Here is a 21295-nt window from a genome sequence, read left to right on the forward strand (position 1 = left end):
CACGCTCAGTTCCAAATTGACCCAGCGACCGTCGCGCCTGAAGCGCGGCGGTCGTTTGCTCTCGTATTTCAGCGTGGCGACGAGTAGCGCGCCCTCCGTGAAGGCGGGCGTGACGCGCCGTGTGTAAATGCTGCAAGGCGGCATCCGTCAACCCGCATTGCAGCACGGGATTTCGGTCTCCCTGCAACGCATGATTGCGGAACATCCAACGCCGGCGATAGTGAAGCCGTAATTTTACGGAGGCCTTTGTTAACGGCTGTTTGCGATTATTCACGTAATTCTCCCGGATAAGAACCAGCCAGCATTGTTGGAATGACTTCCGTTCATCGCTCGTCGTAGCGATCGCGGCGCAGGTGACTTGCGCGAGCCAGGTGTCATCGGGATTTGTCGTGATGTCGAAATTATCGATCGTCTTCAAGCTTCTGACCGTGTTGTCGGTCCTCGTGCTCTCGCTCGCCGGCGTCGGCGTGACCGCCATCGGCACCATGCAGAACATCAATACCCATACCGTTGAGATCGCGGAGAGCTGGCTGCCGAGCGTGCGCGCGCTCGGCTCGCTTCGCGCCGACATCAACGAGCTGCGCGTCGCGCTTCGCCTGCACCTGATGCAGGACACCGCCGAGGGCAAGGAAGCCGCCGAGAAGCGCCTCGCCTCGTTGCGCGACCGTATCGAGAAGACGCGTAAGGTCTACGAGCCCCTGATAACCTTGCCCGAAGAGCGCGCGGTCTACCAACAGTGGACGAAAGCTTGGGCGGAATATCTGAACGGTGTGCAGGATGCGATGGCGCTGTCGCGCAAGAGCACCGGCCGCTTCCCGACGGAGGCCAACGAACTGCTGCAGACCAAGGTCGCGAAGATGGCGCAGGCGGCTGACCCGTTGCTTCTCAAGGGCATCGAAATGAACAACCGCGGTGCTGAGCTGGAAACCAAGCAGGCGGCTGAAAGCTACGCTCTGATTTTCCGCGTGCTGGTCGGCATCATCGTGTTTTCGGTCGTGATTGCGATCGGTGCTGCCTATTATCTTGTGCGAGACGTCTCGCGCGGTATCGCATCCATCATCACGCCGATGCAGTCGCTCGGTGAGGGTGACCTCTCGGCCGAGGTGCCGCATCGCGGCGAGAAGACCGAAATCGGCTCGATGGCCGATGCGCTCCAGATCTTCAAGGAGGCGCTGATCGCCAAGCGGGCCGCCGACGAGGCCGCCGCGGCTGATGCCGAAGCCAAGATCGAACGCGGCCGCCGTGTCGATGCCATTACCCGCAGGTTCGAGGCGATGATCGGCGAGGTCGTCGGTACCGTGTCGTCGGCATCGACCGAGCTGGAGGCATCGGCATCGACGCTGACCAGCACCGCGCAGCGCGGGCAGGAACTCGCGACCGTCGTCGCGGCTGCGTCCGAGGAAGCCTCCACAAACGTCCAGGCCGTGGCCTCGGCCTCGGAGGAGCTGTCCTCCTCCATCACCGAGATCAGCCGTCGTGTGCAGGATTCGGCGCGCATGGCGGCGGAAGCCGTCGAGCAGGCGGCGCGGACCAACGACCGCGTCAACGCGCTGTCACAGGCGGCCTCCCGCATCGGCGACGTCGTTGAGCTGATCAACACCATCGCGGGCCAGACCAACCTGCTGGCCCTGAACGCGACCATCGAGGCGGCGCGCGCCGGTGAAGCCGGCCGCGGCTTCGCCGTCGTCGCTTCCGAGGTCAAGGCATTGGCCGAGCAGACCGCGAAGGCGACCGGAGAGATCGGCGCGCAGGTGTCGGGCATCCAATCCGCAACGCAGGAATCCGTCAGCGCCATCCAGGAGATCGGCGGCACCATCGAGCGGCTGTCCGAGGTCGCTGCGGCCATCGCCGCCGCCGTCGAGGAGCAGGGCGCGGCGACGCAGGAGATCTCGCGCAACGTCCAGCAGGCCTCGGTCGGCACGCAGGAGGTCTCGTCGAACATCACCGACGTTCAGCGCGGTGCGATCGAGACCGGCGAGGCCTCGACCGAGGTGCTGTCGGCGGCGAAATCGCTGGCGACCGACAGCACGCGACTCAAGGTCGAGGTCGCGCAGTTCCTGGAGTCGGTCCGCGCGGCCTGATCATCCAACGCTGGTCTGCGGTGCCGGCGGCGGAGCCTGCCGCCGGAACAGGATACGCTGGTAGAGCCAGCCGATCGCGACCAGCACGACGCCGAGGCACATGAAGGACAGCGCCCGGTAGACCCCTGTCAGCGTCGACATGTCGATCACGAACGCTTTGAGGATCGTCAGCGCGATCACTGCTGCGGATGCCAGCCGCGCCCGCTCGGAATTGACGAGAATGCCGACACCGAGCAATAGCACGCCGAAGCCGAGCCAGCCGATCGAATAGGTGTATTGCTCCGCGCCCGTGGTCGGTCCGGTCGAGAGGATCGGGCCGTGATAGAAGCGGCGGATCTCCAGCGTGACATAAGCGAGCGCAAACAGCAGCGCGCCGCCCGCGATCGTGTTGGCGTAGACCTTGCCGCGCTGGCCGACCACAGCGTAGGAGAGCAGCAGCAGCAGCACCGCCGGCAGCGCGTAGCCGAGCAACAGCAGGTTGAAGACCGCGCCGCCGACATCGACGCGCCAGATCAGCGGGTTCTCCGCGATCAAGAGGCCGAACACGCTGATCACCCCCGCGATTGCCGTGAGCACGACCGCGCCGACATTGTGCACGACGCTATGGCTGCGCAGCCGCAGGCGCTCCAGCCCGATCGCCATGGCGAGCGATACGCAGACTTGCAGCGCGCATTCGAGCAGCGACGGGGCGTCGGCCATATGGCCGCCGGTTGCGAAGTGACGGATCTCCGTGAAGGCAAGCAGCGCCGTGAAAAGGATCGCAGCAGTCTCGACCACACGCAGCGGCGCGTCGTCACCGCGGCGGCGCAGGAGGATGCTTGCGCCCCAGAATGAGGCCGCCGGCAGGCCGTAGCCCCACAGCAGCCAGTTCAGAACCGGCGTGGTGCCGACGGCATCGCCGACGATGCGCGGGTCATAGCCGATGCGCGCGGTGACGATTGCGGCGAAGACGGCGGAGAGCCGCCGCAGCACCGGGATCGGCCGCTGCATCGAGATCCAGGCGGTGCCGAGCGACATCAGCGCCAGCGCGATGGTGAGCCAGCCCTTTTCCAGCGCGAATGTCAGCGCCAGCGCCAGCGCACCGAGCGTGCCGGTCGCGAACAGCGCGGTCGAGGTCGCAAGGCCCGGCCGGGTCTCGCGGCGCGTCAGCGCTTCGGTCGCTGCGCCAAAGACGGCCGCGAGCAGGACGGCGAGGATCGCAAACGGGATCGAGCGGTCGAGATGGGCGATGCGCGCGTAGAGCGCAACCAGTATCGCGATCGGCGTCGTGACCGCCGCCGCCGACCACACCACCGGAATGATTGCCGAGTTCGAGCGGCCCTGTGCGAGGAAGCCCGCGATACCGAAGCCGGCGGCAAGGATCGCGGCCATCACCAGATGCAGCGTCACCGCGCTGTCGGTCGCGACCGGTCCCACCCCGGGCAACGGGCCGCCCGGCAGCACCAGCATGTCCGGATTGGCGCGGACCGCCCATTCGGCGAACACGATGAAGACGGTCGCAGCCGCCGCGCCGAGCGCGCCGGTGGCGGCCGGTGCGCGCCAGGCCACGAACAGCGTCCCGCCAACCAGGAGCGTGAAGGCGATCAGCGCCAGATCGGCATGCGCGCTCGACAGCACGATCAGCATTGCACCGAACAGATAGGCGCCGAGCGAGCTCGACGACACCGGCTCGATCTCGCCGTCCGCGATGGTCGGGCCGAACATGAAGCCGCAGACGACCAACAGCGCGGCGAGCACGAAGCCCGCGATCGCATGGAAGGCGTGCGGCGCCACCTGCATGTCGCCGCCGTCAAGGCCCGGGAAGATCCAGAACACGGCGAAGGCGATGGTGGTCACGGCAAGCCAGCGCCACAGCCGGATGCGGGCGAGGCCGAAGCTCGCGGCAGTCACGATGGCCAGATAGATGTAGAGCGCCCAATAGTCCGGCTTACCGCTGGTGACGAGGATCGGCGTCACGAACGCGCCGACCACGCCGAGACCGGCGAGCGCAGGTCCGTGCAGGAGCGCCGCGGCCAGCGTCCCCATCGCGACGATGCCGAGCAGCACGAAGGCGGTGGCGGGCACGAGGAAACCATAGAGCGCATAGGCCGCATAGATGGTCGCGAACGCCACGGCCGTTCCGGCCGCGGTGAGGATCGCGGGGATATTGGCGATCGGCAGCGCCGCGATGTTGGAGATGCTCTCCTTGCGCCGTGACCATTCGCCCGCACCCAGCAGCGCGGCTGCGAACAGGCCGCCGAGGAACACGCGCACGGCGGGACCGACGAGGCCGGCCTCGATCGAATAGCGCACCATGAAGAAACCGCCGAGCGCGAGCGCGAGGCCGCCGATCCACACCACCCAGCGCGTGCCGAGCCGCTCCTCGAAGCCAGGCTCTCTGGTACCAGGCGTCCGCGCGGGGAGCGGCGGCGGTGCGGCGGCCTCCGCGCTCGCTGCGGGCGGCGGCGGTAAAACGTCCTTGGTGACGGGCGGGGGCGGCGCTGTCTCGGTCTCCGGCGCAAGCGGCGGTGGCTCTGTGGCCGTTGCCACGGGCGCCTCGGGCTGTATCTGCGCGGGCACCAGCGGCGGCGGCTGAATCACACGCCGCTGCGCGTAAAACATCTCTTCGAGCGTGTTCAGCTTTCGGCGCAGTTCGGCCGCCTGGCTGGAAGCCTTGATCGCGATCAGGACAGCGATGATCGCAATGATCAGCGCAAAGACGTCAAACGGGCCGTCGAACATGAAGCCTCCAGGCAACCGGCGGGCAGGGGCCGGTCACGCATATCTTTCGGGTTAGCGCCGGGAGCGCACGCGCAAGCCCGGCGCGGGGCGCTCCTGGAGCACGTCGCGGCGGAAGCGGTAGAGCGCAGCCGGCCGTCCGCCGGTCTGTGTCGACATCACCCCGGTCGGTTCGACCAGGGCTTCCATTTCGACCAGGCGGCGGAAGTTCTGCTTGTGCAGGTGCCGGCCGGAGATCGCCTCCACCGTATACTGCAACTCAGTGAGTGTGAATTCGGCGGGCAAAAGTTCAAACACGACAGGACGATACTTCAGTTTTGCGCGCAGCCGCGCGATCGCGGTGGCGAGAATCCGGCGGTGATCGAAGCGCATGGAAGCGCCAAGGTGCGGAAGCGCCTTGCGCGCTAATGCCGCAGGACGGCCGTCGCGCCGCGCCTCCTCGATCAGGCCTGCCTCGTAGAGCAGCTCGTAGCGGTCGAGCACGCGCTCCTCGTCCCAGGGGGCGCCGTCGAGTCCGAAGTAGAAGCGCATGCGATCCCTGCGCGGCAGCGCGCGCGTGGTCTCGGGCGTCTCCTGCTCGGCCCAATCGGTCAGCGCCGGGATGATGTCGCGCGCGATGATCGCGGGTGGCTCCTCGCGCCAGTCTTCCCAGGGCAGGAAACGATACCACGGCTCGAAGCTTGCCCCTGTCGCCGCCAGCTCGCCGCCGACCGCGCGCGTCAGCGCGAGATAGCCGATCGACACCATATGCGCGCCGGTGTCGCCGGCCTCCGCGTGCCGGCCACGATCGCCGAAGGTGTAGAGCTGCTCGACATAGCCGAGCCGCAAGCCTGCCTGCGCCTCGACCCAGGCGCGCAGGCCGATCTCGAAGGTGCGGTGTGTCAGCGCGTCGAACGGACCGAACGGCAGGCCGGCCAGCCCGTCGCTGCCGCGCGCCGTGAGGATCAGCGGCTCATGATCCTCGATCGCAACGATCGCGGCGGTCAGGCCGATCTCGATCGGCGTGAGGAGCTTGTCGCTCATGCGATGATGGTCGCAGATGTTACCACAAACTCGTCAATCCCGGGCTTGTCCCGGGCATCCACGTTCTTCGTGCAGCAAGAAAGGTCGTGGATGGCCGGGACATAAGCGAGCGAAGCGACGCCGTCCTTCGGACGGCTATGCCCGGCCATGACGGCAGCACCTGCGTTGTCGCGCGCCGCTGTCATTCGAGCTCGATCACGAAGGGGCGGCCCTCGACCATCATCGCGCCCGGGCCCATCTCGTCGAGTGCGCGCAGCATGCGGCCGTTGCGTCCCAGCGCGCGGTCGGCGAGGCCGACGATGCGCCGGTTCGGCGAGGCGATCGGAGACGCTGCACGGATTTTCTTCGCGATCTCGAGTTCGTCGCGATCCGGATTGAGCGCGCAGACGGCCGCGAACGCGCTCGCGGTGGAGCGGCTGATGCCGGCATAGCAATGCACCACCAGCGGCGCGCCGCGGTCCCATCCGCGCACGAAGTTCAGGACCTGCTCGACATGCGTCTCCGACGGCGCGGTGAAGCCGTCCATCTCCTCGGTGATGTCGTCCATCGACACCTTGAGATGGTTGGCCGGCAGCACCGACACCGGCCGCGCCACCTGTTCGACATTGGCCATCACGGTCAGCACATGGCTGGCCCCGGTAAGGCGAACGGTTTCGGGCAGGGCGGCAAGGGAGCAGACATGGATCATTGGGGGGACCTTTTTGGCGATTATAACGATCGCCGTAGGGTGGGCAAAGGTGCATCGCGCCGTGCCCACCATATCGCAACCGCGCAATCTCGACGTGGTTGGTGGGCACGCTGCGCTCTGCCCACCCTACGAGATCTACGCGAACACCGCGCCGAACCGCTCCAGAAACTGCTTCTCGGCCCGCGCCGCCGTCCACGGCGTGAGGTAGTCGCGCCGGACGCTGTCGGAAAGGCCGGGATCCCTGCCGAACAGGCGCTTGGCCTCGGCATCGCTGAAGCCGGCAAGCTCGGTCGCCTCCAGATAAGCCGCGCCGCGATCGGCGGCCTTGATGGCTTGCGTGATCTCGTCCGGCAACTCCGGTTGCAGGCCGAAGCGGATGTGGATGGCGCCGAGCAGGCGCTTCTCGACCGCCTTGTAGTGGCCGTCCAGCACGGCCTTGAACGGCGAAATCATGTCGCCGATCACGTATTCGGGCGCATCGTGCAGCAGCGCGGCGAGCCGCAGGCGCTGGTCGGCACGCGGCATCTCGTGCCGTAGCACGGTCTCCACCAGCAGCGTGTGCTGCGCGACCGAGAAGATGTGTGCGCCGGTGGTCTGCCCGTTCCAGCGCGCGACGCGCGCCAGCCCATGCGCGATGTCGGCGATCTCGACATCGAGCGGCGAGGGATCGAGCAGGTCGAGCCGCCGGCCCGACAGCATGCGCTGCCAGGCGCGGGCGTCCGTGCTGCGTGCCGTCTTCTTCGCGCTCATTTGACCTTGAGGCGCGGCTTGCGCTGCGTCCTGCCGCAGCTCGCGTGACAATGGCAGTCGACCAGATGGTCATTGACCATGCCGGTCGCCTCCATGAAGGCATAGACGATGGTCGGCCCGACGAATTTGAAGCCGCGCGACGACAGTTCCTTGGAGATCTGGACCGACAAGGGCGTCGAGGTCGGCACGCTCGCGGTGGTCTTGAACTGGTTGACCTTGGGCTTTCCGCCCATGAAGTCCCACAGCAGTTTCGAGAAGCCCGGCCCCTTCTCCATGATGTCGAGATACGATTTCGCGCTGAGGATCGCGCCGTCGATCTTGGCGCGGTTGCGCACGATGCCGGCATCGTTCATCAGCGCGTGCACCTTCTTGTCGTTAAAGCGCGCGATCTTCTCCGGCTGGAAATCATCGAAGGCTTTGCGGAAATTGTCGCGCTTGCGCAAGATCGTGATCCAGGAGAGGCCGGCCTGAAAGCCGTCGAGGATCAGCTTTTCGTAGAGCGCGCGGTCGTCATATTCCGGCACGCCCCATTCGGTGTCGTGATAGGCGACGTAGAGCGGATCATCGCCCGGCCATGGGCAGCGCGTCTTTCCGTCGGGATGCAGGCGCGGGGCACGGCTCATGCGATGGGTTGCTTCGTTGGAATACGCACGACCTCGGGTTCGGCGAGCGTCAACGCAAGGCCGCCGGCGGTGAGCGGCTGTCCGGCATCGAGCGCGTCGGCGACGCGGTCGATGCGCACCAGCGCGATGCCCTTGCCCTGCGCCGACGAGCCCATCGTGCCGACCGACTTGTCGCCGGCCATGACGCTGATGCCGGGCTCGGGCGAGGAGTCATCGAGCAGCACCTTGACGCTGCGGGTCCGTGCCGTGCCGCGATGCTGCATGCGCGAGACGACCTCCTGGCCGACATAGCAGCCCTTGTCGAAATCGACGCCGGCCAGACGATCCATGTTGGTCTCGTGCGGGAAGGCATCGCTGTACATGAAATCGAGACCGCCACGCGGCACACCCAGCGCGATGCGGTGCGCCTCATAGGCGGCCGCATCGACCAGCTCCGCGCCAATGAGGTCGGAGAGCTTCTGCTTGAGATCTTCGGGGATCAGGATGCGAGTGCCGAGCTCCGCATGGCGTGGATCGGCGAAGGCCAGATCCGGCTGGGCCGCAGGCGTGCCGTCCCAGGCCGCGAGCACGCCGAGATCGTCGGAAAGGTTTTCCACCGTGACCTTGGCGCGCAGCTTGTAGAATTTCAGCTTGGTGGCGAGGCCGTCTGCCAGCGCCTTCGGGCAGTCGATCAGGAACCCGCCGCCATGGCCGGCGGGCGCTTCCGTGATCAGGAAGTCCACGACGATCTTGCCCTGCGGCGTCAGCAGCGCACCGAATCGGCCCAGGCCCGGCTTGAGCCTGTCGAGATCGGTCGTGATCAGGCCGTTGAGGAAGTTGCGCGCATCCTCGCCCGCGACCTTGACCACGCCCCGGTCGGGAAGAAACGCTGATTTCATGCGAAAATCTCTTGCGACATGGTGCTCCGGAACGTAAGCCCGCGAGGCATAAACGACAAGACCTCAAGCCCTGCGCTTGGGGACGAGAGAGGCCCTCAGCCATGACCCAGCGCTTCGATGTGATCCTCAAGGGCGGCACCGTCGTCAACCAGGACGGCGAGGGTCTGCGTGACATCGGTATCGCAGGCGGCCGTATCGCCGAACTGGGCCCGCTGTCGCAGGCCTCCGCCGCCGAAGTGATCGACTGCAAGGGCCTCCACATCCTGCCCGGCGTGATGGACACGCAGGTGCATTTCCGCGAGCCCGGGCTGGAGCAGAAGGAAGATCTCGAAACCGGCTCGCGCAGCGCCGTGATGGGCGGCGTCACCGCCGTGTTCGAGATGCCCAACACCTCGCCGCTCACGGTGACGGAGGCGACCTTCACCGACAAGGTCAAGCGCGCCCATCACCGCATGCACTGCGATTTCGCCTTCTTCATCGGCGGCACCCGCGAGAACGTGCAGGACCTGCCCGTGCTCGAGCGGGCGCCGGGTTGCGCCGGCGTCAAGGTGTTCATCGGCTCCTCGACCGGCGCGCTGCTGGTGGAGGACGACGAGAGCCTGCGCCGCATCTTCCAGGTGATCCGCCGCCGTGCGGCGTTCCATGCCGAGGACGAGTATCGCCTCAACGAGCGCAAGCCGCTGCGCATCGAGGGCGATCCGCGTTCGCATCCGGTCTGGCGCGACGAGACGGCGGCGCTGATGGCGACGCAGCGCCTGGTCAAGCTCGCGCACGAGACCGGCAAGCGCATCCATGTGCTGCATATTTCTACCAAGGAAGAAATCGAATTCCTGCGCGACCACAAAGACGTCGCCTCCTGCGAGGCGACGCCGCATCATCTCACGCTGGTGGCGCCCGAATGCTACGAGCGGCTCGGCACGCTGGCGCAGATGAACCCGCCGGTGCGCGGCGCCGATCACCGCGCCGGCATCTGGCGCGGCATCGAGCAGGGCATCATCGACGTGCTCGGCTCCGACCACGCCCCGCATACGCTGGAAGAAAAGAAAAAGACCTATCCGGCTTCGCCGTCGGGCATGACAGGCGTCCAGACGCTGGTGCCGCTCATGCTCGACCACGTCAATGCCGGCCGCCTGTCGCTGGCAAGGTTCGTCGACCTCACCAGCGCCGGTCCTGCGCGTCTCTACAACATGGCCTGCAAGGGTCGCATCGCCGCGGGCTACGACGCCGATTTCACGATCGTCGATCTCAAGCGCAGCGAGACCATCACCAACAAATGGGTCGCGTCCAAGGCCGGCTGGACCCCCTACGATGGTGTCCGCGTCACCGGTTGGCCCGTCGGCACCTTCATCCGCGGCCGCCGCGTGATGTGGCAGGGTGAGCTCGTGACGCCGTCGCAGGGCGAGCCGGTGCGGTTTCTGGAGACGCTGAAGCAGTAGGGGGCTTCTGTCAGGGACGAACACACCATCCCCCGTCATTGCGAGGAGCCCTTGCGACGAAGCAATCCAGAATCTTTCCTCTGAGGGATTCTGGATTGCTTCGCTGCGCTCGCAATGACGAGGGAAAGAGCTACACTCCCTCGACAGGGAGAGTAGTCCATGACCCAACCCCTCATCACCACAGCGCAACTCGCCGCCATTCTCGGCGATCCCAGCCTTCGCCTCTACGACTGCACGACCTACAACGAACCGGTGCCAGCAGGCAGCGACGTGCCGTATCGCGCGGTCCCCGGCGACAAGACCTTTGCGGCCGGCCACATCCCGGGCGCGGACTTCCTCGACCTGCAAGGCGAGTTCTCCGACGCCTCGGCGGAGCAGTTCTTCATGATGCCCGGCGTGGCGCAACTCGAAGCCGCCTTCGGCCGCCACGGCCTCGATGCAGGCAAGACCGTCGTGCTTTACAGCATCGGCACGATGATGTGGTCGACGCGGTTCTGGTGGACGCTGCGCTCGCTCGGGATCGACGCGCGTGTGCTCGACGGTGGTTTCGACAAATGGAAGGAAGAGGGGCGGCCGATCGAGACGGGCGCACCGAAGGGCTATCCGGCCACGACCTTCAAGGCTGCGCCGCGCGCGGGCTTGTTCGTCGACAAGAGCCTCGTGAAGGCCCGCATCGGCGATCCCTCGACCGTGACCGTCAACGCGCTTGGGCCGCAGTTTCATCGCGGCCTCGAGCCGAGCCGCTATGGCCGGCCAGGCCGCGTTCCCGGCAGCGTCAACGTACCAGCGGCATCGCTCACCAATGCCGACAAGACGCTGACGAATCTCGCCGACGCCGAAGCGAAATTCGCGGCGCAAGGCGTCACGCGGGACAAGAATGTGATCCTGTATTGCGGCGGCGGCATCTCGGCGACGATCGACCTGCTGCTGCTGACGCAGCTCGGCTACGACAAGCTCACGCTCTACGATGCCTCGATGGGAGAGTGGGCAAGAGATCCGGCGCTGCCGATCGAGACGGATTAGAGCATGATCCGGAAAAGTGTGACGCGGTTTTCCGAAAGATCATGCTCAAGAAATAAAGTCGCGCGTTCCCGATCGTTCTGGGAAAATGTCCCGGTCGCCGCCGGACTAATGCTTGTCTACGGCGAAATGCTTCCGTGCGATAAATCCGGTAGACTTCGCGAACGCATTCGCAAAATTCTGTTCGCAAAGTCATTCATCCGTAGACTGGCCCCGCCCGCGTGGCGGGGTCATTTTCGGAAGATGCTTACTGGCGGGAGATATCGACGGAGAATTCGCCGTTGCGGATGCGACCCGGAAAACCCTCGACGAACTTCGCCACCGCGTCCTCGCCATAGGTGCCAACGAGCTCGGCGAGCGCCGCGAACAGGCTAGCCTGCGCCAGGCAGTCGCCGTCGACGCCGTCGTGGCGCGCTTCGGCCCAGGCTTCGTTGAGATAGTTCAGAGCGGCCTGTTTCTGCTCGTGGTCGGGCAGCGGCGCGCGGGCGGGGGCGTAGGAAATCGGCTGGCTCATGAAACTCGATCAGGGCTGGGGCGCGATCCACGGCGATGCGCTGTTCCAGAGGTGTAGCACGCGCATTAACGACCGCTAGGCCACATCTTTAAGAACGGTTAATGGCAGTGGACAAACACGATGACAGGGTTCCCGTCGCGCGTCCGCGTCGACCAGCTCACGTCATTCCGGGCTCGCGCTGCGCGCCCCGGAATGACAGAGGGACAATCAATTCGCGTAACGCGCCGTGAGATCCCGCGAGATCTTCGAGCCTTCCTCGATGTAGCGGCGGATCGCCACCGTCGCTGCCGGCGTGCAGTTCCGGTAGGTCTGCTGAAAGCCGTTATAGCCGCGGTTGAAGCCGGCGATCATGCGGGTGCGGCGCTCGCCCGAGGGGTTTCGGCATCGATCAGCGCCTGCATCTCGTTGCGCCATTTGTTGCCCTCGTTGGCCCCGCAGATGCCGCGCAGATAGTGCAGTCCCCCGAGGATCTCCGCCAGCCGCTGCAAATCGGCATCAAACGGCGCCGCCACGCTCTGGGCCCTCGCGGGCGCGGAGGCGCAGGCGAGAATCAGGACAAAAATGGCCAGAAATCGCGTGGACATCGGCGGGCTGTATGCCCCCTCGGGGCTGATGACGCAAGGCGGGCCCTCAGGGGCCGATCAACCGGTGGGCGGACTGGATGACCTCCTCCAGCCCCCGGTGAGCTTGAGATCGCCGAGGTCCGCCAGAGCGTCCGGGGCGATCCAGCGGTGGTCGTCGAGCTCGTCGTTGAGAGCCGGCTCCCCGGCCACCCAGCGGGCGGCAAAGGACATGATCAGATAATGGCCGGCGCCGGCCGTGGCCGGCAGCACTTCGCGCCAGCCGGCAAGGCCGATGATCTCGATTTTCAGCCCGGTCTCCTCGTCGATCTCGCGTGCCAGTGCCTGGTGCAGCGATTCGCCGAATTCGACCCGGCCGCCCGGCAGCGAATAGAACCCCTTGGCGGGCGAGCGGGCGCGGCGGGTCAGCAGCACCTTGCCGTCGCGAAAAATCGCGGCGCTGACCGCGATCTGGGGATGGGTGGGCTGGGCGGCCGCTGACATATCTCGGCTACCCCGGCTCAATTCGCCATGATGGTGTCGACGTCGGCGTCCGCGCCGCCATGGATGACGCCGCCGCAGGCCGCGATCAGGGGCTGGACCCAAAGGGTAGCCTGCTCGGCGAGCTTGACGCGAGTCTCGTCCTTCTCGACCTCGCGCATGGCTGTGCCGACAGCGGTCAGGATCGAGTGCAGCGTCTGGGTGATGTTGTCGAACTGGGCCCGCACGGACGGTTCGGCCTTCTCATAGGCTTCGATGGCCAGATCCCGTGCCTTGAAATTCGAAGCCGTGAAATGCTCGGCATAGGACAGCGGCGTCCAGGTGAGGAAATCTTCGGCGCATTCCGGCATGTCCGGGATCATTTCGAGCAGCATCACGGCTTCGTTGAAATGATTGAGATAGTCAGTCGCAAGCCCGGTCCGCGGGTTGATGTTGGCCACGCGCAGCCGCTCGGCCCAGGCCATGGCCTCGGGGCCCGTCCTTGCATGCGTCGCGGGTTGGGAGGCCGGTGAACTCATCCGGTGCAGTCTTAACGTTCGGGGTTAAAAGGACCTGAACGGACCCTATATTGGCCTCAAGATGTGTGGACGCTTTGTCATAACTTCGGCCCCCGCGGCTTTACGGCAACTGTTCGGCTATATCGAGCAGCCGAACTTCCCACCCCGGTACAATGTCGCCCCGACACAACCTGTTCCGGTCGTTCTGGTCGAGAACGGCAACCGCCATTTCCGGCTGATGCGCTGGGGCCTGTTGCCGAGCTGGGTCAAGGACCCCCGCGGATTCACGCTGCTGATCAACGCCCGTTCCGAGACGGTGCTGGAGAAGCCGGCGTTCAAAAACGCGATTCTCCGGCGCCGTGGCCTGATCCCGGCCGACGGCTATTACGAATGGAAGGCAGAAGGCGGCCGCAAGCAACCTTATTTCATCCATCGTGCCGATGGGTCGCCGCTCGGTTTCGCCGCCTTGTTCGAGACCTGGGCCGGGCCGAACGGCGAGGAAGTCGATACAGTCGCGATCGTCACGGCGGCGGCGAGCGAGGATCTCGCCGCGTTGCATGACCGCGTGCCCGTGACCATCAGCCCGCGCGATTTCGAGCGCTGGCTCGACAGTCGCGGCGACGAGATCGATGCGATCCTGCCGCTGATGACCGCCCCGCGCATCGGTGAATTCGCCTGGCACCCCGTCTCCACCCGCGTCAACCGCGTGGCCAACGACGACGACCAGCTGCTGTTGGCGATCACCGAGGAGGAGATGGAGGCTGAGGCGGTGAAGCCGAAGAAGGCGGCGCGGAAGGCGCCGGCCGGATCGGCCGATGACGGGCAGGGGTCGTTGTTTTAGCTGCGGCTACAAACTCCGCTGTCATCCCGGACAAGCGAAGCGCAGGTCGGGGATGACGGCTGAATGCGAGGCGCGGCCTCAAACGATCTCCCTTGCCCTCAGCGCTGCGATCTCCTTCGCATCGAATCCCAATTCTCCCAGCACCGCATCCGTATCCGCGCCCAGTTCCGGCGCCATCCGGTCGAGTTTGCCGCCGCCATGCGCGAGCTTGAAGCCGCTGCCGGCGAAGCGCAGGCGGCCGTAGGGCGTATCCAGTTCCTGGATCGCGCCACGCGACTTGATCTGGGGATGATCGATGACCTCCTCGACCTTCCAGATGCTGGCGCAGGGCGCGCCGGCGTCTTCCAGAATCGTCTCCCATTCGCGCGCGGGCCTGGCCGCGAGCGCCGTCTCGATGATGGCGCGCAAGCTCGGCTCGTTCTCGTTGCGCGCGAACCAGTCGGCGAAGCGCGGATCGGACAGCGTGTCCTCGCGGCCGAGCGCGAACATCAGCGCGCGGTATTGCTTTTCGTTGTTGACCGCGAGCAGGATGTGGCCGTCGCCGCACTTGAACAGGTTCGCCGTGGTCCGCCGGCTCACCGCCTGGTTGCCCGACAATTGCTGGCGGTGACCGGCGACCGACCAGTCCGCGATCTGCCCGGAGAGAAACGCCATCGTCGCCTCCAGCATGGAGACATCGACTAACTGGCCTTGGCCGGTACGGTCGCGCTGGTACAGTGCGCTCGACACGCCGAACGCGGCCGTGGCGCCCGAGAGGACGTCGCACACCGCAAAGCCCGCGCGCGTCGGGCCCGTTTCGGGATGGCCTGATATCGCCATGATGCCCGACAGCGCCTGCATCTTGCCGTCGTAGCCGGGCCGCAGCCGGTCCGGACCGGTCTGGCCGAAGCCCGACACCGCGCAATAGATCAGCTTGGGATTGATCGCCGAGAGCGCCTCGTAGCCGATGCCGAGCTTGTCCATCACGCCCGGGCGGAAGTTCTCCATGACGACGTCGACCTGGCTCGCGAGCTTCTTCACGATCGCGATCGCATCCGGCTTTTGCAGGTCGAGCGTCAGGCTGCGCTTGTTGCCGTTGACGGCCTGAAACGCCGGCGCCAGCCCGCGCTCGGCCCATTCGCGGCTGAGCGGCGTGCGGCGCATGTCCTCGCCTTCGCGCCGCTCGACCTTGATGACATCCGCCCCCAGCAGCGCGAGCTGGTAGCTTGCGTAGGGGCCGGCCAGCACTTGCGTGAAGTCCAGGATCTTCACGCCCTCGAACGGTCGCGTCACGTCGTTCTCCCCATTTTTGTTTTCGTTATCGGAGGACGTCAGGCGGCGCGGTTGCCGCGCGCGATCTCCTTCTGCTTGTCGAATTCGGCGCGGCGTCGCGCCAGCTCTTCCGGCGAAAGCTGCGCGACGTTGTTGTAGTCGAGCTTCCAGGAGGCGTCCTCGCTCCAGCGCAGCGGCGACTGCATCGTGGTCTGCGGACCGCTGGCGCTTTCCAGCAGTTTGAGCGCCAGCTCCATCGTCTGCGCCTGCGAGGCGACGTCATGCGGTTTGCCGGCGGAATTGCCGAGCGGGAAATCCGAGAACAAAAAGCGCGGCACGGCGGCGTGCTCGATGATGTCCTTGGCGCAGCCCATCACCACGGTCGGGATGCCATTGGCTTCGAGATGCCGCGCCACCAGCGCCGTGGTCTGGTGGCAGACGGGGCAGTTCGGCACCAGTACGGCGACGTCGACCTTGTCGGCAAGACAGCGCGCCAGAATATCCGGCGCGTCGGTGTCGAGTGTGACGCGATGGCTGCGGTTGGTCGGCGCGCCGAAGAAGCGCGGGGCGACTTCGCCGATCCGTCCCGCGGCGCTCGCCTTCAGGAGCTGCGGCAGCGGAAACCAGGTGCCGTTGTCGGTCGCCGTGGTGTGCTTGCGGTCGTAACCGATGTGCGAGATTCGCAGATCGTGCTGTTGCGACGTGTCGCCGTCATAGACCTGGTAGAATTTCGCGCCGCCGTTATACGCCGCGCCCGGCCCCTGGTCGCCCTTGGCCGGATCGAACGGCGCGGCGGTCGTGATGATGGTGACCCGCGACTGCGCCAGCGGCTTCTTCAGCGGCTGGAATGGCGCCTCGACATGATGCGCCCAGCGATAGGCCGTGGTGTAGCCGATCGCGGCGTAATAATCGCGCGTGCGCTGCATATAGGGAACGGGGGTATCATAGTCGGGCGCAAAGCCGAATTCGTCGTCGCGCGGAGCGGACATGGGCGCGTCTCCTTGGTTCTTGTTCACATCAGACTAGAGGTAGTCCGCCATTTGCTCAACACTCGGCGGGTAAATGAACACCAGCATTGCATTCTGCGTGGAGCAGCGCAGCAACACTAGGTGGATTTCGGCTTGGCGTGCGCCTGTCCCGCCGGCCGCGGCCTTGTCCCCTATTGCCGCGCTATGCATGATCTGAGTCGCCAAAACAATTAGCGGCGCAGCTAAGACCTTAATTCATACGATTTCGGGTGTTCGCCACATGTCATCTCGTCCCTTTGCAATATTCGCAAGCGCGGCTGCCGCGAGCCTGCTTGCTCTGGCCTTGCCCCAATATGCCAATGCTGCGGCTCTAACCGCCGTGCCGGTTGGTTTTGGTCCCGCCAGCAGCACAAGCTGGCTGGCTGGAGCGGTCGCCGGTTACAATTGGCAGCGGGGCGGCGTCGTCTTTGGTTTTGAAGGCGACCTGTCCTGGACAGGGCTCAAGAGTGAGACGACCGGCACGTTTTCCAACACGGCGCTTCCAGCCTTCGTCTATCCTTCGCAAGACACGATTGCGCGGATCGATTGGTACGGGACGGTGCGTGCGCGGGTTGGCTGGGCCGTCGGATCGTTTCTGTTCTACGGGACGGGCGGTCTCGCCTACGGCAATGTCAGCCTGAGCAACCGTTACGATCTGGGCACCCTCGGCACCACGTCCTCGATCGCGCCTCTGAGCTCGCAGAGTTCTGGCGTCAGGCCGGGCTGGGTCGCCGGCTTCGGTGCGGACTACATGCTGAAGCACAACCTCATTCTCAACTTCCAGTACCAGTATGTCGATCTCGGAACGGTCAATCTCCCCGTGATGACGGGGCCCGCGCCCCTTGCCGCGTTGAGTTCGTCCGCAGCGAGCGTGCATGCGCAGTTTCAGGCGGTGACGATCGGCCTGAGCTACAAGTTCGGACCCCCGTCCGGCCCGTCCGCCGCCTATGCGAGCACGCGGGTCACGGCACCGCCGCCCCCGCCGTCGAACCCCTGGGAGGGTCTTTTCGTTGGCGGGCGCACCGGCGGTGCCTGGGGCAATGATCTGAACGTCACCACGCCAAGGGCATTCGTGCCGGTGACGTGATCGAGGCCGGTCTTTCGGTGCGACGAATCCGGCAGCCGCGCGGAAGCGCGACTGTTCAACGGAAAATATGCAGCGCTGCGTATTGCAGCAGCATGATCGCCTTGGCGTCAATGATCCGGCCGTCGGCGATCATCGCCAGCGCCTCGTCGATGGAAAGCTCGAGCACCTCGATATCCTCGCCCTCATGCGCGAGGCCGCCGCCGGCGCTGACGCGCATCGAAGGCTCGTATTCGGCGACGAAGAAATGCAGCTTCTCGGTCACGGAGCCCGGGCTCATGAAGGCCTCGAACACCTTCTGGACGTGGTGCAGGCGGTAGCCGGTCTCTTCCTCGGCCTCGGCGCGGATGCGCACCTCCGGTGAGGCATCGTCGAGCACGCCGGCGGCGGCCTCGATCAGCAGTTCGTCGTTGCCGCGGATGAACGCCGCCAGGCGAAATTGCTTCACCAGGATCACCGTGCGCCGCGCGCGATTGTACGGCAGCACGGCGGCGGCGTTGTCGCGCTCATAGGTTTCGCGATGCTGCGTCTGCCATTCGCCATTGGCGCGCCGATACTCGAACGTCGTGTTCTTCAGCGTGGTCCAGCCGTCCGAGAGCACGCGGACGTCCTTGATGCGGACACGGTCGGAAATGGACATTGCTGTCTCTCGCTAACGGGGCTGCGCGCGGCCGTCGAGCCACTTCTGGAACATCACCGACGTCGATTCCTCGAAGCCGAGCGAGGCGTAGAACGCATTGGCCTGCGCGTTCTCGCGCCTGACCAGCAGCTGCAGCTTTGCGATTCCCGCCGTGCGCAGCCAGTCCTCCGCCGCCGCCATGATCAGGCGGCCGAAGCCGCGCTTGCGGCCATCGGGATCGACGGCGACGTAATAGACCCAGCCGCGATGGCCGTCATGGCCGACCATGACGGTGGCGACGATGGCGCCGTCGTCGCGGCCGACCAGCACGGTGGAGTTCTCCCGCCGCCGTGCCAGGGCGATGTCGGCATGCGGGTCGTTCCACGGACGCGTCAGGCCGCAGCGCTGCCACAGCGCGACGACCGGCTCGACATCGGCATCGCCGATCGCATCGATCGTGAGGGGGCGCTCACAGCACCTTCCCGGGATTCATGATGCCGAGCGGATCGAGCATCGCCTTGATCGCGCGCATCAGCTCGATCGCGGTCTTGTCCTTGACGTCGGGCAGCTCGTCGCGCTTGAGCACGCCGATGCCATGCTCGGCCGAGATCGAGCCGCCCATGCGCAGCACGATCGCGAACACCACCGCGTTCATCTCGTGCCAGCGGGCGAGGTAATCTGCGGTGTCGGCGCCGACCGGCTGGCTGACATTGTAGTGCAGGTTGCCGTCGCCGAGATGGCCGAACGGCACCGGCCGCGCGCCGGGGATGAGCTTCACTACGGCCGCGTTGGCTTCCTCGATGAATTCAGGCACGGCGGCGATCGGCACGGAGATGTCGTGCTTGATCGAGCCGCCTTCCGGCTTCTGCGCCCACGACATCTCCTCGCGCAGCTTCCAGAAATTGTTACGCTGGGCGAGGTTGGCCGCGATCACCGCGTCGTCGACGATCTCCTCCTCCATGGCGCGGGCCAGGATCGTCTCCAGCGGCGTGCGGGCGTCGTCGCCGGGCGAGGACAATTCCATCAGCACGTACCAGGGATGCTTCTGGCTAAGCGGGTCGCGCACGTCGATGGCGTGGCGGACCGAGAAATCGACCGCCATCTCCGACAGCAGCTCGAAGCTCGTCAGCAAATTGGCGGCCTCGCTCTGTGCGATCGTCAGCAGCTTCAGCGCCGCTTGCGGTGACTTCAGCCCGACATAGGCGGTCTCGACCGCTCGCGGCTTCGGAAACAGTTTTAGCGTCGCCGCCGTGATGATGCCGAGCGTGCCTTCCGCGCCGATGAAGAGGTTGTGCAGATTGTAGCCGGTGTTGTCCTTCTTCAGCTTCGACAGCGTGTTGAGCACGCGCCCGTCGGCAAGCACCACTTCGAGCCCCAGCGCCATCTCGCGCGCGACGCCATAGGCGAGCGCGGCGGTGCCGCCGGCATTGGTCGAGAGGTTGCCGCCGATGGTGCAGCTGCCTTCGGCGCCCAGCGACAGCGGAAACAGCCGGTCGACGTCGGAGGCCTTCGCTTGCGCGACCTGCAGCACCACCCCGGCTTCGACCGTCATGGTGTTTGACGCCGTGTCGACCTCGCGGATCTTGTCGAGCCGGCGCAGCGACACCACCACCTCGCCATTGTGCGGCGTCTGGCCGCCGACGAGGCCGGTATTGCCGCCCTGCGGCACCAGCGCGATGTGATGCGCGGAGGCGAGCTTGCAGATGTCGGCGACCTCCGCGGTGGTGCCCGGGCGCAGCACCAGCGGCGAGCGGCCGTGGAACAGATTTCGCTCCTCGGTGACGTAGGCCTCGATGTCGGCCGCTTCGGTGATCGCGTGGCGCTCGCCGACGATCTTGCGGAATTGGTCGATCAGCTCGGGCGCAAGCGGAGGGGTGGCAGGCTTGTTGATGTTCATGTCTCGTCTCTTGCTTGCTCTTATCTCGCCACGGCCGCCCGGCGCAGCCGGTCGTTGATCGCCTCGCCAAGTCCCTCGCCGGGGATCGTCATCACCGCGATCGTCGGTGCTCCCTTGGCATCGAGGCTGCGAAGATGGCCGAACAGGTTCGCGGCCGCCTCATCGAGATCACCGGCGGGCGACAAATTCATGACCGCCGACGCGGCGTCAAGGCCGGGCAGACGCGCAGGGCCAAATGCCAGCAGCGCTTCGCCGGGGGCGACATCGCGCGCGTCGAGCCGCACCTGGGCGCGCGGCGCGTAATGCGAGGCCAGCATGCCCGGCGCCAGCGGCTGGCTGTCGTCGCTGCCGGCCTCCACGGGTGGCCGCGCCAGCGGCGCGCCGAGCACCGCCTCGATCCGTTCGCGCGAGAGCCCGCCGGGCCGCAGCAGCATCGGCGCGTCGAAGCAGCCGAGAATCGTCGATTCGACGCCGACCGCGACCGGCCCGCCGTCGACGATCAGGTCGATCCGCCCCGCAAGGTCGCTTGCGACATGGGCGGCCAGCGTCGGCGAGACATGGCCGGAGATGTTTGCGGACGGCGCTACCACGGCCCCGCCGAAGGCCCGCAGGATGGCCTCCGCCACCTTGTGGGCGGGAATGCGGATCGCGACCGTGTCGAGGCCGGCGGTGGCGAGATCGGCCACCGGGCAGCCCTCTGTCTTCGGCACCACCAGCGTCAGCGGCCCCGGCCAGAACGCCTCCGCCAGCCGCAGCGCGCGGGCGTCGAACCGGCCGATGGCCTGCGCGGCTGCGAGGTCGGCGACGTGCGCGATCAACGGATTGAACGCCGGCCGGCCCTTGGCGGCGTAGAGATGGGCGATGGCGGTCGCATTGGCGGCGTCCGCGCCGAGCCCGTAGACCGTCTCGGTCGGGAACGCGACCAGCCCGCCGGCGGCCAGCCGCCGGGCCGCAGCTTCGGCAGCGGCCTCGCCGGCCGGTAAAATCATCGTTTCAAGACCCGTTTTCACTGGGACGAAATTCCTCAAACCGGCAGCTTGCAGTGCGCCACACCCGACGCTATAAGCCGGCCTCTTGTCGGAGTGTGGCTCAGCCCGGTAGAGCACTGCGTTCGGGACGCAGGGGTCGCAGGTTCGAATCCTGCCACTCCGACCAAGATTTCAAAAGTTGACGTTTTCCAGAGGCTTGGCGGACCGGCCGCCGTCGCCTCGGGAGCGCCCTTTCTGCAACGATTTTCCGGACGGGTCCACGGCCGATTTGGCCGGGCAGGGCGGCTTGTGCGCGTGGCATGGCTTCGTAGTCCTTCA

Annotated in this window: 20 protein-coding genes, 1 tRNA gene and 2 pseudogenes; 6 read left to right on the forward strand and 17 right to left on the reverse strand. The window is 66.1% G+C overall.

The window, feature by feature from the left end:
• Positions 1-392 precede the first annotated feature (392 nt).
• Positions 393-2081, forward strand: a complete 1689-nt coding sequence (locus ACQ86E_RS22285) for a methyl-accepting chemotaxis protein (RefSeq protein WP_431201818.1) — start codon at positions 393-395, stop codon at positions 2079-2081.
• Here the strand turns inward: ACQ86E_RS22285 and ACQ86E_RS22290 are convergent, their stop codons facing one another.
• From ACQ86E_RS22290 to ACQ86E_RS22320, 7 genes are all read right to left on the reverse strand, one after another.
• A complete protein-coding gene (locus ACQ86E_RS22290; RefSeq protein ID WP_431201819.1) occupies positions 2082-4802 on the reverse strand; it encodes a DUF2339 domain-containing protein in 2721 nt (906 codons plus the stop codon). It abuts the gene before it with no gap.
• A 51-nt stretch (positions 4803-4853) separates the two neighbouring features.
• Positions 4854-5822 carry an NUDIX hydrolase gene (locus ACQ86E_RS22295; protein WP_431201820.1) on the reverse strand — a complete coding sequence of 323 codons (969 nt, stop codon included), beginning with the start codon at positions 5820-5822 and terminating at the stop codon, positions 4854-4856.
• Positions 5819-6007 (reverse strand): hypothetical protein, encoded by a 189-nt coding sequence (locus ACQ86E_RS22300; protein WP_431201821.1) that lies wholly within the window; start codon positions 6005-6007, stop codon positions 5819-5821. The genes ACQ86E_RS22295 and ACQ86E_RS22300 overlap by 4 nt, the downstream gene beginning before the upstream one ends.
• A complete protein-coding gene (locus ACQ86E_RS22305; protein WP_431201822.1) occupies positions 6004-6510 on the reverse strand; it encodes a tyrosine phosphatase family protein in 507 nt (168 codons plus the stop codon). The genes ACQ86E_RS22300 and ACQ86E_RS22305 overlap by 4 nt, the downstream gene beginning before the upstream one ends.
• Before the next feature lie 135 nt (positions 6511-6645).
• The gene (locus ACQ86E_RS22310) at positions 6646-7260 is read right to left on the reverse strand and encodes a YfbR-like 5'-deoxynucleotidase (protein ID WP_431201823.1); all 615 of its coding nucleotides are present in this window, start codon (positions 7258-7260) and stop codon (positions 6646-6648) included.
• Complete coding sequence (locus ACQ86E_RS22315; RefSeq protein ID WP_431201824.1) at positions 7257-7883, reverse strand: DNA-3-methyladenine glycosylase I; 627 nt, start codon at positions 7881-7883, stop codon at positions 7257-7259. The genes ACQ86E_RS22310 and ACQ86E_RS22315 overlap by 4 nt, the downstream gene beginning before the upstream one ends.
• Positions 7880-8761 (reverse strand): YgfZ/GcvT domain-containing protein, encoded by an 882-nt coding sequence (locus tag ACQ86E_RS22320; RefSeq protein WP_431201825.1) that lies wholly within the window; start codon positions 8759-8761, stop codon positions 7880-7882. The genes ACQ86E_RS22315 and ACQ86E_RS22320 overlap by 4 nt, the downstream gene beginning before the upstream one ends.
• Before the next feature lie 101 nt (positions 8762-8862).
• Here ACQ86E_RS22320 and ACQ86E_RS22325 point away from each other — a divergent pair, with 101 nt between their 5' ends.
• Positions 8863-10197: a dihydroorotase gene (locus ACQ86E_RS22325; RefSeq protein ID WP_431201826.1), complete on the forward strand. Its 1335-nt coding sequence runs from the start codon at positions 8863-8865 to the stop codon at positions 10195-10197.
• 159 nt (positions 10198-10356) lie between these two features.
• Positions 10357-11220: a sulfurtransferase gene (locus ACQ86E_RS22330; RefSeq protein ID WP_431201827.1), complete on the forward strand. Its 864-nt coding sequence runs from the start codon at positions 10357-10359 to the stop codon at positions 11218-11220.
• 244 nt (positions 11221-11464) lie between these two features.
• Here ACQ86E_RS22330 and ACQ86E_RS22335 read toward each other — a convergent pair whose 3' ends face one another.
• From ACQ86E_RS22335 to ACQ86E_RS22350, 4 genes and pseudogenes are all read right to left on the reverse strand, one after another.
• A complete protein-coding gene (locus ACQ86E_RS22335; protein ID WP_431201828.1) occupies positions 11465-11731 on the reverse strand; it encodes a hypothetical protein in 267 nt (88 codons plus the stop codon).
• Between the two features lie 207 nt (positions 11732-11938).
• Positions 11939-12315 (reverse strand): annotated as a pseudogene (locus ACQ86E_RS22340) (TIGR02301 family protein).
• Positions 12316-12361: 46 nt separating this feature from the next.
• A pseudogene (locus tag ACQ86E_RS22345) lies at positions 12362-12795 on the reverse strand (NUDIX hydrolase).
• 17 nt (positions 12796-12812) lie between these two features.
• Positions 12813-13310 (reverse strand): hypothetical protein, encoded by a 498-nt coding sequence (locus ACQ86E_RS22350; protein WP_431201829.1) that lies wholly within the window; start codon positions 13308-13310, stop codon positions 12813-12815.
• 61 nt (positions 13311-13371) lie between these two features.
• Here ACQ86E_RS22350 and ACQ86E_RS22355 point away from each other — a divergent pair, with 61 nt between their 5' ends.
• Positions 13372-14130: an SOS response-associated peptidase gene (locus ACQ86E_RS22355; RefSeq protein WP_431201830.1), complete on the forward strand. Its 759-nt coding sequence runs from the start codon at positions 13372-13374 to the stop codon at positions 14128-14130.
• A 78-nt stretch (positions 14131-14208) separates the two neighbouring features.
• Here the strand turns inward: ACQ86E_RS22355 and ACQ86E_RS22360 are convergent, their stop codons facing one another.
• Together ACQ86E_RS22360 and ACQ86E_RS22365 are read right to left on the reverse strand one after the other, a co-directional pair.
• On the reverse strand, positions 14209-15402 hold the full coding sequence (locus ACQ86E_RS22360) for a CaiB/BaiF CoA transferase family protein (RefSeq protein WP_431201831.1): 1194 nt from the start codon (positions 15400-15402) through the stop codon (positions 14209-14211).
• A gap of 38 nt (positions 15403-15440) precedes the next feature.
• Entirely contained in the window at positions 15441-16370 is a 930-nt protein-coding gene (locus ACQ86E_RS22365) for a glycine reductase (protein WP_431201832.1), read from the reverse strand.
• 259 nt (positions 16371-16629) lie between these two features.
• Between ACQ86E_RS22365 and ACQ86E_RS22370 the strand changes: the two genes are divergently transcribed.
• Positions 16630-17475, forward strand: a complete 846-nt coding sequence (locus tag ACQ86E_RS22370; protein WP_431201833.1) for an outer membrane protein — start codon at positions 16630-16632, stop codon at positions 17473-17475.
• Positions 17476-17530: 55 nt separating this feature from the next.
• Here ACQ86E_RS22370 and ACQ86E_RS22375 read toward each other — a convergent pair whose 3' ends face one another.
• Genes ACQ86E_RS22375 through ACQ86E_RS22390 form a run of 4 tightly spaced genes read right to left on the reverse strand, consistent with a single transcriptional unit; the run spans position 17531 to position 20977 of the window.
• Entirely contained in the window at positions 17531-18112 is a 582-nt protein-coding gene (locus tag ACQ86E_RS22375) for an NUDIX domain-containing protein (protein WP_431201834.1), read from the reverse strand.
• 12 nt (positions 18113-18124) lie between these two features.
• Positions 18125-18580 carry a GNAT family acetyltransferase gene (locus ACQ86E_RS22380; protein WP_431206534.1) on the reverse strand — a complete coding sequence of 152 codons (456 nt, stop codon included), beginning with the start codon at positions 18578-18580 and terminating at the stop codon, positions 18125-18127.
• Entirely contained in the window at positions 18561-19988 is a 1428-nt protein-coding gene (locus tag ACQ86E_RS22385; RefSeq protein WP_431201835.1) for an FAD-binding oxidoreductase, read from the reverse strand. The genes ACQ86E_RS22380 and ACQ86E_RS22385 overlap by 20 nt, the downstream gene beginning before the upstream one ends.
• 20 nt (positions 19989-20008) lie before the next feature.
• The gene (locus ACQ86E_RS22390) at positions 20009-20977 is read right to left on the reverse strand and encodes an L-threonylcarbamoyladenylate synthase (RefSeq protein WP_431201836.1); all 969 of its coding nucleotides are present in this window, start codon (positions 20975-20977) and stop codon (positions 20009-20011) included.
• An 89-nt stretch (positions 20978-21066) separates the two neighbouring features.
• On the opposite strand from ACQ86E_RS22390, the gene ACQ86E_RS22395 reads away from it, so the two are divergent.
• Positions 21067-21143: transfer RNA gene (locus ACQ86E_RS22395), tRNA-Pro, on the forward strand.
• Positions 21144-21295: the final 152 nt, after the last annotated feature.

Origin of the sequence: Bradyrhizobium betae (assembly GCF_050632175.1) — a bacterium.
Taxonomy (GTDB): domain Bacteria; phylum Pseudomonadota; class Alphaproteobacteria; order Rhizobiales; family Xanthobacteraceae; genus Bradyrhizobium; species Bradyrhizobium betae_B.